The sequence below is a fragment of the Verrucomicrobiales bacterium genome, assembly GCA_016793885.1.
Taxonomy (GTDB): Bacteria; Verrucomicrobiota; Verrucomicrobiia; order Limisphaerales; family UBA11320; genus UBA11320.
The window spans coordinates 181,912-197,225 of the sequence record JAEUHE010000179.1 but is presented as its reverse complement, the minus strand read 5'-3'; the positions used below and the strand labels follow the sequence as shown (position 1 = coordinate 197,225).

General features: G+C 60.0%; 16 protein-coding genes. 8 read left to right on the top strand and 8 right to left on the bottom strand.

The genetic code is table 11. The features are described from left to right. Positions 1-77: 77 nt before the first annotated feature. Both JNN07_21050 and JNN07_21045 read left to right on the top strand, forming a co-directional pair. Entirely contained in the window at positions 78-782 is a 705-nt protein-coding gene (locus tag JNN07_21050; protein MBL9170236.1) for a Rieske (2Fe-2S) protein, read from the top strand. A 71-nt stretch (positions 783-853) separates the two neighbouring features. Continuing rightward, on the top strand, positions 854-2,209 hold the full coding sequence (locus JNN07_21045) for a dicarboxylate/amino acid:cation symporter (GenBank protein MBL9170235.1): 1,356 nt from the start codon (positions 854-856) through the stop codon (positions 2,207-2,209). 33 nt (positions 2,210-2,242) lie between these two features. Here JNN07_21045 and JNN07_21040 read toward each other — a convergent pair whose 3' ends face one another. The 4 genes from JNN07_21040 to JNN07_21025 are packed head-to-tail and all read right to left on the bottom strand — an operon-like array spanning position 2,243 to position 5,714. Continuing rightward, on the bottom strand, positions 2,243-3,034 hold the full coding sequence (locus JNN07_21040) for an SDR family NAD(P)-dependent oxidoreductase (GenBank protein MBL9170234.1): 792 nt from the start codon (positions 3,032-3,034) through the stop codon (positions 2,243-2,245). Between the two features lie 30 nt (positions 3,035-3,064). Then, positions 3,065-3,661 (bottom strand): peptide deformylase, encoded by a 597-nt coding sequence (gene def / locus JNN07_21035; GenBank protein ID MBL9170233.1) that lies wholly within the window; start codon positions 3,659-3,661, stop codon positions 3,065-3,067. After that, positions 3,658-4,785 carry a hypothetical protein gene (locus JNN07_21030; GenBank protein MBL9170232.1) on the bottom strand — a complete coding sequence of 376 codons (1,128 nt, stop codon included), beginning with the start codon at positions 4,783-4,785 and terminating at the stop codon, positions 3,658-3,660. The genes def and JNN07_21030 overlap by 4 nt, the downstream gene beginning before the upstream one ends. A gap of 14 nt (positions 4,786-4,799) precedes the next feature. Then, positions 4,800-5,714, bottom strand: coding sequence for a ParB/RepB/Spo0J family partition protein (locus JNN07_21025; protein MBL9170231.1), 915 nt, complete (start codon positions 5,712-5,714; stop codon positions 4,800-4,802). A 367-nt stretch (positions 5,715-6,081) separates the two neighbouring features. On the opposite strand from JNN07_21025, the gene JNN07_21020 reads away from it, so the two are divergent. Continuing rightward, positions 6,082-6,531: a DUF309 domain-containing protein gene (locus tag JNN07_21020; protein MBL9170230.1), complete on the top strand. Its 450-nt coding sequence runs from the start codon at positions 6,082-6,084 to the stop codon at positions 6,529-6,531. 10 nt (positions 6,532-6,541) lie between these two features. Further along, positions 6,542-7,324 carry a tetratricopeptide repeat protein gene (locus tag JNN07_21015; protein MBL9170229.1) on the top strand — a complete coding sequence of 261 codons (783 nt, stop codon included), beginning with the start codon at positions 6,542-6,544 and terminating at the stop codon, positions 7,322-7,324. A 43-nt stretch (positions 7,325-7,367) separates the two neighbouring features. On the opposite strand, the gene JNN07_21010 is transcribed toward JNN07_21015, so the two are convergent. From JNN07_21010 to JNN07_21000, 3 genes are read right to left on the bottom strand one after another with little or no spacing between them, the layout of a single operon-like run. Continuing rightward, positions 7,368-7,787 (bottom strand): hypothetical protein, encoded by a 420-nt coding sequence (locus tag JNN07_21010; GenBank protein ID MBL9170228.1) that lies wholly within the window; start codon positions 7,785-7,787, stop codon positions 7,368-7,370. Positions 7,788-7,809: 22 nt separating this feature from the next. After that, complete coding sequence (locus JNN07_21005; GenBank protein ID MBL9170227.1) at positions 7,810-8,127, bottom strand: hypothetical protein; 318 nt, start codon at positions 8,125-8,127, stop codon at positions 7,810-7,812. Beyond that, positions 8,115-9,188, bottom strand: a complete 1,074-nt coding sequence (locus JNN07_21000; protein MBL9170226.1) for a response regulator — start codon at positions 9,186-9,188, stop codon at positions 8,115-8,117. Before JNN07_21000 ends, JNN07_21005 begins: the two co-directional genes overlap by 13 nt. Positions 9,189-9,289: 101 nt before the next feature. Here JNN07_21000 and JNN07_20995 point away from each other — a divergent pair, with 101 nt between their 5' ends. Genes JNN07_20995 through JNN07_20980 form a run of 4 tightly spaced genes read left to right on the top strand, consistent with a single transcriptional unit; the run spans position 9,290 to position 14,335 of the window. Continuing rightward, the gene (locus JNN07_20995) at positions 9,290-11,788 is read left to right on the top strand and encodes a roadblock/LC7 domain-containing protein (protein ID MBL9170225.1); all 2,499 of its coding nucleotides are present in this window, start codon (positions 9,290-9,292) and stop codon (positions 11,786-11,788) included. A 25-nt stretch (positions 11,789-11,813) separates the two neighbouring features. Continuing rightward, complete coding sequence (locus JNN07_20990; GenBank protein MBL9170224.1) at positions 11,814-12,428, top strand: gliding-motility protein MglA; 615 nt, start codon at positions 11,814-11,816, stop codon at positions 12,426-12,428. 7 nt (positions 12,429-12,435) lie between these two features. Next, complete coding sequence (locus JNN07_20985; GenBank protein ID MBL9170223.1) at positions 12,436-12,918, top strand: roadblock/LC7 domain-containing protein; 483 nt, start codon at positions 12,436-12,438, stop codon at positions 12,916-12,918. Between the two features lie 58 nt (positions 12,919-12,976). Beyond that, positions 12,977-14,335 (top strand): MFS transporter, encoded by a 1,359-nt coding sequence (locus tag JNN07_20980; GenBank protein ID MBL9170222.1) that lies wholly within the window; start codon positions 12,977-12,979, stop codon positions 14,333-14,335. Here the strand turns inward: JNN07_20980 and JNN07_20975 are convergent. Continuing rightward, positions 14,332-15,264 (bottom strand): LysR family transcriptional regulator, encoded by a 933-nt coding sequence (locus tag JNN07_20975; GenBank protein ID MBL9170221.1) that lies wholly within the window; start codon positions 15,262-15,264, stop codon positions 14,332-14,334. The genes JNN07_20980 and JNN07_20975 overlap by 4 nt on opposite strands. Positions 15,265-15,314 lie beyond the last annotated feature (50 nt).

Here is a 15,314-nt window from a genome sequence, read left to right as displayed (position 1 = left end):
ATGCGTTAGATTGTCTCGTCATGGTGCACACTGACCTACACTCACGACGCAGATTTGTACGGCGTTTTGCCCTGGGGATGGCGGCGTCATCCCTCTTGGGAAAATCCTGGAAGAGCCCCTTCCTGTTGGAGGTCGCAGCGGACGAACCGTTGCCGGCTGCACAGCTGAGAATCTCCTTGAACGACTTCCCGGTTCTTCGGAACGAGCTAGGTTCCATGCGGCTGAGCGTGAACCAGATTGGAAGTGATCATTATCCGGATGGGCACCACTATCCGGTGGCGATCAATCATGTTGGCGGGGGACGGTATTACGCGATGAGCACGGCCTGCGCTCATGCCCAGTGCGTCGTGGATGCCTATGATCCGTTTGAGCAAGGGATGCTCTGCCCTTGTCATGACTCCCTATACGCCATTGATGGCAGCGTCATTCGGGGTCCGTCCACTCGGAACTTGAAACAGTATGCGATCAGCTATGATGGTCAGGATCAGCTGACCATCACAGTGCCGGGCTTGGAGTATCAGGTGACACCGACATTGCTCAAAACTCCGGCGGGCTCGCGGATGGCGCTGGGTTTTCCGACCTGGCCCAACGTGAGCTATGAGATCCGGTTCCGATCGAACCTTCGCGACCCTGGAGTTGTAGTTCCTTTCGCGACGACCTTGGAGGGCGATTTGGATCAAACGGTCTGGTTGGGCGACGATCAACCCGCCACCGTTTATGTCGACGCGGTTGGCGAACGCGGGTTCCTGGAGGTCAGCATGATCCTGCTCGATTTGGGCTGAGTCGTTCCCGTTGGGAGCGGTAGCGTCACTTGTCCGTTGAAAGCCGGGGTTGAGCTGTCTATGGTCGCCTGATGTCCGTGCACACTGCTTCATCTTCCGCTCCCTCCCGCCGCTGGCCTTTGCATTCGAAAATTCTGCTCGGCCTGGCTTTGGGAGCGATTTCAGGCGTGGCACTCAACCTCAGCCTCGGGGGGGCACATCCCGGCCTACAAAAGGTGGTTACCCAGATTGCCGAGCCCTTGGGACAACTCTTTTTGCGGCTCCTTTTGATGACAGTGGTGCCGCTGGTGTTTTGCTCGCTGGTGGTTGGCGTAGCCGGGATCGGGGATTTTCGGAAACTGGGTCGAGTGGGCTTGAAGTCCTTCGGCTACTGCCTGTTGATCTCTGGCATTTCAGTGGCGCTTGGAATCACTCTCGTGAATGTCATTCAGCCGGGCCGACGCATCTCGGCAGCCACCGCTGCCCAACTCCAGGAGCGGTATGCGGCGGACGCAACCAAACGGGTTCAGGAGTCCGCACAGGCGAAGGCGGCGGAGCCGGCCCTGCTGCAGATTATCAAGACCATTGTTCCAGCGAATCCCGTGGCCGCCATTGCCACGGACACGCCGAACCTGCTGCATCTGATGTTTTTCGCGCTGTTGTTGGGGGCGGCGACCACGGTCCTGCCGGCTGAACGGGTTGCCCCGTTTTTGGAGGCACTTTCCGGACTGGGCGCGCTGTCCGCCAAGCTGATCGATTGGGTCATGCTGCTGGCGCCGTATGCGGTGGCCTGTCTCGTGTTTAGCAACCTAGCACGTTTTGGCCTAGACCTGCTCTCCGCCTTGATGTGGTACATCTTGACTGTTCTCTTGGGATTGGGATTGCACCTCTTTGGAGTCTACTCTCTCGCCCTCCGCTTTCTGTCGAAGATCTCCCCGTTCGAATTCTTTCGTCGCACGCGCACCATCATGCTGACGGCGTTTTCCACGTCGTCCTCGGTGGCCACCCTACCCACAACGCTACGGGTGACGGAGGAGAATCTGGGCGTGCCCAAGGATATCAACAGCTTTGTCCTCACGGTGGGAGCGACGGCAAACCAGAACGGGACGGCACTTTATGAGGGGGTTACGGTGCTGTTTCTGGCCCAGTTGGCGGGAATGGACCTAACGATCACCCAGCAACTCGGCGTGGCCGGGTTGGCGATTTTGGGAAGTGTCGGCACCGCCGGGCTGCCCTCGGCGTCCATCCCGTTCATCGTGGTGGTCGTGACCAGCCTCGGCATCAACCCCATGCTGGTGGCGATCATCCTGGGGGTCGATCGAGTCCTGGACATGTGTCGAACGGTGGTCAATGTGCTCGGCGATGTCACGGCGGCGACGTTTGTCGCGCGGTCGGAGGGATATCCGCTGCTCGGCTCGGGTGCGGAAACGTCGATCAGGAGGGAATAATCGTGCGCAAAAGAGACTAGCGCTCTGGAACGGCTATCGCGCAGCGACGGGGCGACGATTCACCTTATGGATCGCTGCCTGGTCCGTGCACTTGATCACCATCTCGTCGATGTTCACATGCGCGGGGCGGTTCGCCATCCAGAGCAGCGCTTCGGCGACATCCTCGGCGCTGAGGGGAGTCACCCCTTCATAAACCTTCCGGGCACGCTCCTGGTCACCCTTGAAGCGGACAAGGGAGAATTCGGTCTCGGCCATCCCCGGATCGAGGGTGCCCACCCGGACACCGGTGCCACACAGCTCCAGGCGGAGTGCTCGTGTGATCTGAAGCTCTCCCGCCTTGGCCGCGCAATAGGCAGCGCCACCTTCGTAGGCAACATGCCCGGCGATGGATCCGACATTCAGAATCATGCTCCCTGGATTGACGGTCAGCAAGGGCAGGGAGGCGCGCACCATGCGCAACACCCCGAGCACATTCGTCTGCATCATCCCCTCCCAATCCTCATCCTTGGCCTGAGCAACCGTGTCCAAGCCCAACGCTCCGCCCGCGTTGTTGATGAGCACATCAAGTTGGGCGGTTTGAGAACGGCACCACTGGACAAACGTGTTAACGCTGTCGGTTTGGGAGACATCGAGCGGGTGAACAACAGCCAGCGGCGCCCCAGCTCGTGAAGCCTCGGCGGCTACCTCCTTCAGCTTGTCGACGCGGCGGGCACCCAGAAGCAGGCGTGCGCCGGCGGCTCCGAAGAGTCGTGCGGCGGCGGCTCCGAAACCACTGGAGGCACCGGTGATGACTACCCATTTATTTTGAAGCGAGGAAGCAGGCATGGATGGATTATTCCGGGTCGTGACGCGGGGTTAGCGGCTGGCTGTTTTCCTGGACTGACCCTGGGCGAGTTCCGCCTTGGTCTGGGCTTGAAGATCATCGAGCTCAGGCTGCAGCTCTTTTTTCTTGGCTGAAGTCATCCGGTCAATGAACAGGAGTCCGTGCAAATGATCGGTCTCGTGCTGAACCGCGCGTCCCAGCAGTCCGCCTGCGCGAAAACGGATCGTCTGTCCCTCCTCGTCCATGGCGACCACGTCGACTACGCCCGGACGGGTGATGTCGGCAAAAATCTCTGGGAAACTTAAGCAGCCCTCCCCACCGGTGGCAGGTTCACCGACTGGCGTGATCTCAGGATTGAGGAGCACCAACGGCATGTAGTCCGCCGGGTTTACCGTTTGTCCGCCCACCTCCATGGTGGACGGCCGGTCCTTGCTCGCCCCGCGCACATCGATGACCGTCAACTGGACGGCGTGGCCGACCTGTTGTGCGGCCAGGCCGACGCCCTCGGCGTCGTACATCGTCGCCATCATGTCATCGATGAGCTGTTCGATGTCAGGGGTTATTTTCTCGATCCGTGCTCCTTTCTGGCGGAGCACCGGATGGCCGTATTTCACGATGGGCAGTATCATTTCGTTTCCGGCCAGTATCTCAGGAGGCTGACCAAATCGTCAATGGCTGGGCTGCGAGCTTCTTTGACGTAAAAGCCGCTGGTGCTGACGCCGGCGAGCAGGCAGTAGGTGTTTTCCAGACCGAGTAGCTTGCCGAGACAGAAACCGGCATTGAAATGGTCGCCGGCCCCGGTCGTGATCTTCGGCTGCGGGATAAACGGGCCTTCGGCGGTGGAAAGGACACCCTGGCTGACGGCCACCGCATAGGTGACCGGATGAACGACGAGCGTGCCGATGTTGAGCCGCTTTTGGATTTCGCAGGCCATGCTGCAGAGGGCGTCGCGGCTTTCGTGGGCTGGGGCCAACCCGAGCACCTCTCCGATTTCGTAGGCTTCCTTCTCGTTGAGGCCCAGGATTACCTCGAAGTAGCGCTCGAAGCGGCCGATGAGTTCCAGCGCTCGCTGGATGTCCTCAGGAGTTCGCTTCTGCGGGTCGGCTAGGTCGAAGAAGATTTTTCGTCGGGGCGGAGCCAGCTGAGAGCAGACCTCATCGAGGAGGCTGCACCAGACATCGCTCATGTAGGGGATCATGGTCCAGTTGACCAAGCCGACCAGATCGCAGCTCGAGAACCGTTGGATGAAGCGGTCTCGGCCGAATCGCAGCTGGAGATTCGTCCAGTTGATCTCCTTGAGCTGGTCGAGCTTGCCTAGGATCACCTTCCCGTCGTGGAACTCCAGGGCGTCACTATGTCCCGGTTCGGCAATGCTGTAGACCTCGGCGCGGTGGGCGAACTCGTTGAACACGGGGTTGAGGTTCGGGTAGCCAAGGGCGCCGAGGTAAGTCACCTTGATGCCCAGCTGAGCCAGCGCGTTCGCCATGATGGGCCCATTGCCGCCGATCTTGGTGCGCTCGACCACCAGTTCGATGTTGGTGCTTTTCCCCGAGGCGGAGGAGATGCGGCGCCCCAGGTCGCTGATTTGAGTCATGGCCTGGTAGTGCTCAGCATCCTGACGCTGGTCCACGACCCTGATGATTTGATCAACGAAGCCGTCGAGTCCGATGAAAGCGGAGCTTCGGCTGGCGCGGCTCACCGAACCCTGGAGCAGGGCGGCGCACTGTTCACGGATTTCTGAAGGTTGGAGCATAGGTTGGAGGAGGGTCAGTCCATCTGCACGCCCAGTAAGTCGAGAACGCGCTGCAGGTCGCTATCGGAAAAAAATCGGATATCGAGCGATCCTTTGCCCTTTTGGTAGCGCAGGTGGACCTTGGTTCCCAGTTTCTCACGGAGGCGGGTTTCGAGGGCCGCGATATTGGCATCGACCGGAGGGCGAACCTCCCCGGGATGGGGCAGCGGCGCGGAGGCCGGTTTTTGCAACGCGCTCACCAGCTCCTCAGTTTGGCGGACGTTCAGGCTGCGATGGAGGATTTGCGTGGCTGCCTTCTCCTGAAGTTCCACGGAGGGGAGGCCCAGGATGACCTTGGCATGCCCGGTGGACAACCGGCCGGCGCTGAGATGCTCCAGCAGGGATGGCGGGAGTTTCAGCAGCCGCAACGCATTGGCGACCGCAGCGCGGCTTTTGCCCACTCGGGCAGCGGCATCCTCCTGTCGGAGGGCGAACTTTTCGATGAGCTCGGCATAGCCGCGCGCCTCTTCCACGGGGTTGAGATCCTCGCGCTGGAGGTTTTCAATCAGGGCGAGTTCGAGAACATGGCGATCATCGGCCTCGCGAACGATCACGGGCAGAGCCGTCAGCTGGGCCGCCTGGGCGGCGCGCCAGCGACGTTCGCCGGCGATGATCTCAAATCCATCGCCCAGCTTTCGAACAATGAGCGGCTGAATCACTCCCTGCGTGCGGATGGATTCCGTCAACTCCTGCAGCGCCTCGGCAGGAAAATCCTTCCGGGGCTGGAATGGGCACGGTCGGATCCGTTGAATATCCACCCGAAGAACCTGGTCGGAGGAGGAGGGTAGAGACGCGGGGTTGGCGATCCCTGGAGGGGGATCGTTTCGTGGCGGAGCTGAAACTCCGCCCAATAGTGCACTCAAACCTCTGCCGAGGGCTGGCTTTGCCATGGAAAGAGCTTGGGGGATGATGTCCGCTTCTGTCAAACGGACTCGATGCGGGTTTTTAACGATTTTCAGGCACGATTTTGTTCGGGTGAGTGGCTTGATGATGGGCGAAGAACCAGCGGGCTATCAACCAGGGCTCAGCAAGCTCAACGGGGCAAGAAACCTGCTCGACAGCGGTGAACGGGCTGAGTCATGTTAATACTGGTTCTCGATGGCCACCACGACCCGAGAACACTATGCCAAGACTGAAACTACAGAGGGCTGAAGAGGAACCGGGCTACGAGTTGCCGCCAAACGGCCGTGCTCGCTCCGGTCCTCTGGAGGGGATCGTGAGGCAGGCCCTGGAAAAACCCACCAGCGGCAGCTAACCTTGACCCACAAGAGCTCCAGAATTAAGGACTTGGTGAGCGGGCTGCAGGGGGGGGCTTTGGACTCCCGATACCTGGGGTACTTCGTTTGCCTGAATCGCGGGGAGTTCTACCTCGCTCACGAGGTGCTGGAAGATCTGTGGTTGGAGTCACGCGGGGCTCCCGAGTCTGACTTTTACAAGGCGCTCATCCAATTTACCGGCGCTTTTGTTCATCTCCAAAAGAACCGTTTAGGCCCGGCGGCCGCCCTCTTCCGTCTTTCCAAAGGTTACCTATCGCGGTTCCCGCCCATCTACCACCACCTGGATGTGGCCGAATTGATTCGGCTGGCGGATGTTTGGCTGGGATTGCTGATCCAAGGGGGGGACCAGATAAATCCTTTGGCTACCCACCCCCCTCCGCACCTGTATCCCCGCGACATGGAGATTGCTTCCTCGGGAACATCCCGATAAACCGTGCGGCATGTGGCTCGTCGACAAAGCGACCTTCATTCTGCAACACGGGGGACCTAGCGGTTTCTTCGGATGGCTGATGCTGCTGGTGGGAGCCGGTTTCTGGCTGTGGATGTTCGTCGACTCGATTCGACGCGAGGAATATTTCTGGGCCGCCTTCATCTTCTTCTTTTTCCTGAGCGCGTGGTTCTATTACTTCTTTGTTTTCCGTGCGGCCAGCCCCACGAGCGTTCGAGGGTTTGAGTTGCCGGGGGCGAATCAGCGACGACGGATTAAGGAGCTGCAGGCGCAAATCCATCACCTGGACAAGGCCCACCATCATTCGCAGCTGGGGGACGTCTATTTCCAAATGGGTAAGCTGGCGTTGGCGGAAGCGAGCTACCGCAGTGCTCTCGAGCGGGACCCTGACGACCTGGATACCCGATCGCACCTGGGGCAGTGTTTGGCCCTGAGTGGCAAGCCGGCCGAGGCCCGTCCATGGCTGGAGGGGGTTTGCCGGCAGGATCCGAATCACGAGTATGGCTACACCCAAATGGCCTACGCGGAGACCCTCTCAGCCTTAGGGGATCGGGAGGGAGCCATTGCGGTATGGAATCGCGTGAACGAGCAGCACGCCTACGTTCGGGCCCGGGTTCAGCTGGCTGAACTTCTGTTGGAGCGCGGGGAAAAGGCTCGGGCTCGAACCCTCCTGGAGGAAGTCACGGCCGAGGACGCGCATACGCCGGCCTTTCAGCGCAAGCGCGACAAGGTTTGGGTGCGGCGGGCGAAGAGCCTGATTCGCCAGGCGAGTTAAACGTGCGCCATTGACGGCGATCCTGGCTTCGGGCCCGGCTTGGCTATTTGTCGACGGGGCGTTCCTTTTTACCGAACAGCGACCGGAACATGCCTTGGGATTCCAGATCTTCCCGACGCACCTTGAGCTGGCCCAGCACGGCCTGCCAGTTGATGAACATTTTGTGCCACTGGTTTTCCAGGGTCTTCAGGTTCGCTTCGTTGAGCTCGCTCAGATAGCGAATCGAAGGCGCGGCGGCGATGAGCGTGTGCGCTTCCTCGCGCGTGATGGGCAGGTTTTCCAGCTGGGCGAGAATCAGCTCAAACTCCTGGGTCAAGACGCACTTGATCTCGAGAAACTGAGTCTCGTCTTCCTGCCCGAACTTCTTGCTGCGCGCCAGGCTCATGTAATCGTTGAATTGTTTCCAGCACTCTAGGTGGTGCTCCATGCGCGCCAGGGTCTGGTCCAAGGTCTTTCGGTTCATAGGATCGCTAAGTGTGGGGCTCTCAGTAACTCGATTCTTCCAGGGTTTGCGGCGTCACAAACACGACCGCGCTCCCGCGCATCTCGCGGGCGGTAATCTTCAGGGTTGAGTAGTGGACATGGATCTCGGTGAGCGGGATCCGCGCCTTCTTGGCATTGGCGAAGGTGTGCATGACGCAACGGCCGATCTCCTTGATGCGAGCTTGAGGAAAACTCTGGGGCAGGGTGGAACTCACAATGCCTCCGCTGGGGTCCATGGTAAAGGTCCCGGAGGGCAGTCGCCCCAGATTCTCCTCGTCTCCGACGCCACCGAGAAAGGGAATAAAGCTTAAGAAGCCCATTTGTTGACTATGGTGCGAAGGACATCACGTACTTCGGTTAAAGTGCTCGTGCCGCGGAACCCAATGCAGACATCCCGTTCGCCCAGGGCTGAAATGGCCAACTTCTGATCGGGGCTGACAGTCAGGATTTTACGAACTTCGCCAGCTTTAAGATTTTCTCCGAGCGCCCGAAACTCATGCATGGTGTGGTGCATCCACTCGCTCATGGGCCGGGGATCGTGCACTCCCCAATGATCTTCCGGAGTTCCCGATGCTGCTTTCTGCACGAGCGCGCATTCCACTCCGACATAGTTGGAAAGATCGGAGAGCTGGGGAGGATGATCTCCCGGAGCTGCCCCGTTGGGATCCGCCGCCGATTGCGACGCGGCTTCGTCGAATGCTTGCGCGCTGTTGAGCAGGAGGCCTTGAATCGAGGTAAAGATGGTCCGGTTTCGTTCGGCGTCCCCAGGCAGGGATTCAAAAGTGCCCTCGGCCCACGAAAGAATGCGCTGAACTGCCGCCTCACCCTGCAAGCCCTGCGTCTCCGCATCAATGATCTCACCACGCAGCAGCCAGATTCGTCCCTCGACGATTCCGTGGTTGATGCGCAGAACCGACGTGCTCTGCGCCAGACACTCCAGCTGGATGATGTCCGCCAGACTCTTGTTCTGGACACCGCGAAAACCGATTTGGGCATCCCGGCGCATCAGCGCTTCCATCGCCTCCAAAAAGAGGCCGGTCTCGTGGTCCGTTTCTGGTTTGAGCCAGTATTGATCCACCCCGAGAGCGTAGGCGCGTGCCCGAAACTGCTCGTCATGGAGACTGGTCAGCACGACCAGCCTGGTTTGGGGAAATTTGCGTCGGACGATGGAGATGACCTGCAATCCGTCCATCCGGGGCAGGTTGAGATCCACGATCATCAAGCCCACCTGCTCCGATTCGAGCAGCGAGAGCGCCCGATGGCCCGAGGTGGCGGTGAGCACTCCGGCTGATGTGGTCACGTGCTGAGCCAGCAGTCTTTCGTAAAGACCGACAAACTCCTCGTCGTCGTCGAGAATTAAAACTTTGGTTTGACCTGCCATGGGCAGTGATTCCTCTGTACCAATTGGTCTATCGACACACCTCCCTCACACTTTAGGTGTTCCTGGACATTTCCATTTCCCCGGCAATAGGTATTCTAGAAATGCTCAGCTGCCGTTGCACTTTGGCCTACGCCTTGCTAGCCCCAGGGCGAGGCATGTTCGGATTTGTAAAAAAACTACTCGGACGGAAAGACGACGGGAACGAGGCAGGAGGGGCCAAGCCCTCCGCGTCCCCTAAACCATCAGCCCCGGCGGTGCCCGTTTCGGCCCGTTCCGGCGCTCCGGCGACCGGAACAGCCGCTGGTACTGCTCAACCCTCGTCCACAGCCAGGCCGAATGGCGCCGGGTCGATGGGCAGCGGCACTGTGCAAGTGAGCTTGCTCGGAATCGTTTCGTTGCTGCCGACGGAGCTGAAGCCGGTGCGCGCTGTCGGCGATGTTGCCGGTGTCCAACTTTCTTTCCCGGAACGTCCCATTCTGGAGCAACTGCCACAGGGCTGCGTGCGTGTCCCTTTCAGCGAAATACGGAAACTGGCGCCAGAAGGCTTCTTTTCCGCAGGCAGCGAGCACGATCAGAAGCTGGTGGAGTTGCCGCTCCAGGAATTGTTGCCGCAACTGCACTCCCGTTCCTTCGGCCGCCGGTCCTCTCAAAAGACCACGCATGTACCGGATGAGGTCACGAGCCTTTTCTCCGCCCGAGGCAACGTGGTGGCTCCTGGTCCGAAATCCCCTCAGAGTGGGCAGAGTCCGTCTTCGTCCACTGGTGGGACATCCCACATCAATCGTCCCAGCGCGCCCGCTGCAGCGGTGAAGGCACCTGCCCCCGTCGCCGCCCCGGCCTCGCCCTCATCGACCGCGGCCCAGACCAAGCCTAAAGCCCCCATTGGCTTCAACGGCACTCCGCCTCCCACAACCCAAACAGCATCGGCAAAACCTGCAGCTGCGGCAAATCCTGCTGTCGGGATGCCCCCTCAGGCCTCGGCCGGGACGCCGGCAGCGCCCGCGAATGCTGCTGGTGCCGACGCCGCCGCTGCGGAGGCTGCCCCTCCGGTCTCGAAGCCTATCGCGGCGCCCAACCTCATGGCCGCCATGAGCGGGGCCAAAGCCGGCGCGTCCGCCGCGGCTCAGAAAAGTCAACCAGCCGCCGCCCCATCCCCAGTTTCCAACTCGGCCGGATCAGAGCTCGTGAGCTTTAATCTAGGTCAGCTCTCAGGAGGCTGGCCCGAGACGGTTCGCAGCGAGATCACCCAATGGCGCCTGGACAATGCTGCGGTTGCCATTCCAGCCGAAGAGATTGCCTCGGCTCTGAAACAAGGGCGGGTTAAGTACACCTGGGCTGAGTTGCTCGCCCGGGTCGGAGACGCGGCCGGCAAACAGTCGACGGTGCCCTCCGTCGAAGTCGAGCTGCCATTGCCCATCGTAGCACCTGCCTTCCTGTCACGTCCCCGCAACAAGGCGACCACACAGGCCACTGCCCGCGGAGCTAACGCCCAGGACATTCCGGATCTATTTCATGCGGGCAAGACGGCCGCCTCCGAAACGGCCCCGGCCGCGACCGAAGCAGCCCCCGCCGTGCCCAAGACTCCGGCTTTGCCCGGAACGTCTCTGCTCCAGGCTGCGCCGGCTCGTTCCGCCAGTGCCGCCACTCCGGCTCCCACCGCTGCGGCGGCAGCGACTCCCGCTCCCGCGGCGACCGCGCCTGCCGCCGCTCCCAGCGGCCAAGTGATGGGTGTTCCGGTGGCCATGATCGATGAGTCCTGGCCTGATACCCTCAAGACGGAGATATCCCGATGCCAGCTCCCGGGCATCAAGCTGGAGATGCCGATCGAAGAACTCGATCGATCCTTGAAGCTCGGGAAGATCGAGTACACCTGGCGTCAATTGCGCAGTTGGGTGCGACCACCGCTGCCGGGGGAGGTGGGAGCCGACCATGCCGATCGATTGCTGACCCTGCCACTCAAGGTGGTAGCCCCGTTGTTCCTGAGTCAGGTCAAGGGCGGCCAGTCGCGTCGCAAGGTGGAGGCGAACTCAGACATCCCCGATCTCTTCAGCGGAGGTCCGGGAGGTCAGCCTGCCCCTGCGGCCAAAGGCAGCGATGCAACCGCGGCGGCACCGTCGACCACCCCGATCAAGCCGGTGGAGATCAATTCGGCAACCGGGGAGGTAGCCGGTGCCACGACCTTCTCGACCACTCAATTCTTCCGGAAGCCCCCGGCCGACCTGGGAGAGCTGTTCGGCCAGCCGGGAAAACGCAACTGGACCCCGAACGACATCGTCCAAAACACCTGCCGGATCCGCGGTGTCTCTGGAGCCGTGATCGCCATGCAAGACGGGCTCCTAGTGTCGGGGCAGGTAGCCTCTCCCTGGAAGTCCGAAGCGACCGCCGCCTTCCTCCCTCAAATCTACTCCCGCCTCAGCCAGTATCTGAAGGAGTTGGGCGTAGGCGACATGAGCAGCGTGACGCTCAATACGGTTAACGGAACCCTGTTCGTCTTTAACGCCGGTATTATCTATTTTGCGGTAATCAGCAAACCCGATGAGTCTGTGCCTCTCGCGCCCATCAAACTGATCGTCAGCGAGCTCAGCCGCCACACCAAGTAAGCAACGCCCACTCCCTCCTTCCTCTATGGCAATTATTAATCAAGCCACCAAAGAGCTTCAGGTAAAGATCGTGTACTACGGTCCGGCTCTGGGCGGCAAGACGACCAACCTTGTGCAAGTTCACGGTAACGTCCAAACCGCGCAAGGCAGCAAAGGCAAGCTGGTGTCGCTGGCCACCAGCTCAGACCGCACCCTCTTCTTCGACTTTTTGCCCATCGAGGCGGTGGCGATCAAAGGGTACAAAACCAAGTTTCAGCTCTACACCGTGCCGGGGCAGGTGATCTACAACACCACGCGTCAGCTGGTTTTGCGCGGGGTGGATGGGATCGTCTTTGTGGCGGATTCCCAGTATGAAAAGATGCAGGACAATGTGCAGAGCTTCGCGAATTTGGAGGAGAACCTCCGCTCGTTGAACCTGAACATCGCCGACATCCCTTACGTGTTGCAGTACAACAAGAGGGATCTGCCCAATTCGGCCCCGATGGACTACCTGGAGTATCTTCTCAACAACCGCGAGGTGCAGGTGCCCTCGTTCCCGGCCTCGGCCAGCAAGTGCGAGGGAGTTTTTGAGACGCTCAACATGATCACTCGCATGCTGCTCCACAAGTTCATCAACGAGAGCCAACGCAAAGCCGCATAAACCTCCTATGCCCACGCTGCCGCAACTATACGAAGAGGATATATCGGTTCTCGAACGCGCTCTCGACCAGCTCATTCGAAGCACCGAGTCCTCGACCGCCCTCGTCATAGATAAAGGGGGGTTCCTCATCTCTCAGCGGGGTGACACCGCATCGGTCGATACCGTCAGCCTGGCGGCGCTCGCCGCCGGTTCTTTCGCCGCTACTCAAACGATTGCGAGTATTGTCAACGAGCCCAACTTTAGCAGCATGTACCAGCAGGGCGAGTTATTCAGCTTGCTCGTCTCGAACATCGATGAGTATTGCCTGCTCGCCGTCGTGTTTCGCGCCGGCCTCAGCGTCGGGGCGGTGAAATACTACGCGGCGAGCACCACCAAACAGATTGCTGCTCAGCTGGTAGAAGCCACCAAGCGAACGCCCTTGGGTGGATTGGATCTCTCCATGTTGAACATGGCCGACACCTCGTCCGTGTTCCAACGACGTACCGGCTAAAAGGGCCCACCGTTTTCTATCGCAAATCGCCCGGGTTCGTTGATTCTTCCGCCTACTCATGACGAGTAGTGGGACAACAGAACCTGAGCGCTTCCCGCCAGGGCTGCAGAATGCCTTCTGGTTTGGGACCTTCAATGCGTTCTCTTTTCAGATCGTGCTCAGCAGCCCCATGTTCCTGTACGCGCGCCACCTGGACGCTGGCGCCACGGTGCTGGGCTTGATCGCGGGCATGATGCCGCTCCTAGTGATCCTGCAGATCTTCGCGGCCCCCTATGTCGCCCGAGTCGGCTACAAGCGTTTCGTCTACGGGGGGTGGAGCATCCGGGTCATGTTCATCGGCCTGATGGCGCTCCTGCCGCTGGTCGGTGGCTTTCTCGACAGCGCCACCCGGCTGGCCTTGCTCCTGGCGGCCCTGTTCGGATTCAACTTCTCCCGCGGAATCTCGAGTTGTGGGTGGCTTCCTTGGATCACCTCCCTGGTGCCCTCCAGCATTCGTGGAAGGTATCTGGCGATCGATGCCGCGTTCGTGAACCTCGCCAGCCTGCTCGTATTCATCCTCGCCGCCTTTACCCTCGGCTCCAACCCACCCGAATGGCGATTCGCGGTGCTGTTCGGTTTTAGCGCCCTGATGGGCGCGATCAGCCTGAGCTTTCTAAAACGAATTCCTGATGTCGAGCCGCCGCCCGAGGAGAAAACTTCCCGTCAACCGGTGCCGTGGGGCGCGATTGTGGAGTTCATCCCCTTTCAGCGTCTTCTCTGGTTTGCGGTCGCGTGGGCTTTTGCCTACGGGGGAGTGACGGTGTTCATTGTGGCTTTTCTCAAGCACCTGGGAGCGTTTACGGAACAGCAGATCATGCTCATCACCGCCACTACGTTCATTGGAGCACTCAGCAGCCTGGGCATGCTGGGTGAGCGACTGGACCGACTGGGCAGCAAACCCGTGTTGATGGTGGCGCAGCTGCTTGGGCTTTTGATGCTGGTGGGATGGACCTTGGTTGCGGGTGCGGTGATCAAACCCGGCGTGATATTCGTCTCCCTTCTCACCATGGTGGCGGGCCTGAGCGGTGCCGTTGTGCAGATGGCCAACACACGTCTGGTCATGGCGATCGCGCCCAAGATGGGCAGGAGTCACTTTTTTGCTCTCTTCTCGGTGGTGAGCAATGTGAGCCTCGGCATCGCGCCGCTGTTCTGGGGGCTTTTGATCGATCTCAACCGTCAAACTCAGGTCCGGGCTGCGGGTTTGGAATGGAACCGTTTTACGCTCTTCTTTGCGGCGGCCGCAGGGGTTATGGGCGTCGCCATACTCGTCTGTCGACGTCTTCAGGAACCGCAGGCCTCCGGCATGGAGACCTTGCTGAAGGAGGTGCTGATCGACTCACCTCAGCGGCTGGTCCTGCGTCTCCTGCACCGCGGCTAGGCGGGGGCTGCGAACGACTCGCCCGCCTGGGTGCATAGCCGAGCAAAGGTTTCTTCCACCAGCGTGTTCGCGCGCGTCTTGAGTTGTAACATGCCCCAGGTGCGGCGGAGGCGCCGTTTTCCCAGCGGACGAATGACCAGCTCACCGGCCTCGACCTCCTTGCGAACCACCCACTCCGGAAGAATCGTGACCCCAATCTGCAGCTTCACGAACTCTTTGATCACTTCGATGCTGGCAAACTCCAGCACGGTCTGAAAGGACACTTGCTCACGTCGCAGATAATCCTCGATCATCTGAAACGTCAGTGAGCTGCGTCGGAATACCAGGAGGTTCTCCTGGGAGAGATCGCCGCGACTGGAGGTGCTGGGCTTCGCCCAGGCGTGCTTCGGGCTTACAACGAGATGGAGCTCATCCTGAAAAACAGGATCGAATCGATGCTCGTGCTGCGCCATCGGCTCAATGACCAGCGCCACGTCAATACGATCCCGATCTAACAACTCGAGCGCCTCATTCACATCACACGATTCGATTCGGATGGGCGTCTGCGGAAAGTCCTTTTTCAAGGAAGGCATGACTTTGGGCAGGATAAACTGGCAGGCGGTCAGGGTGGCTCCCACTCGGAATCGTCCTTGTCCCCAAGTGCTGCGAAGCTGGATGGATTCTCGGGCCACCGACATCTCGCGAAGAATTCTTTCCGCGTGATGAAGGAAATGTTCGCCAGCGGGGGTGAGCTGCGCCTTTTTACCCACTCTGTCAAACAGGCGACAGCCAATGTCGCTTTCTAACGCCTTCATGGAATGACTGATGGCGGATTGGGAGAGGAACAATTCCTCGCCCGTTTTGGTAAAACTGCCCGTTTTTGCGAGGGTAACAAAGGCACGTAGCTGCCTGCTGTCGAGGGGCTGCTGTCGGCTATGAACTGATTTCATTGCGGGCATGTAGAAACTTCCATGCCATCCGCCAGTCGCCTAACCATATC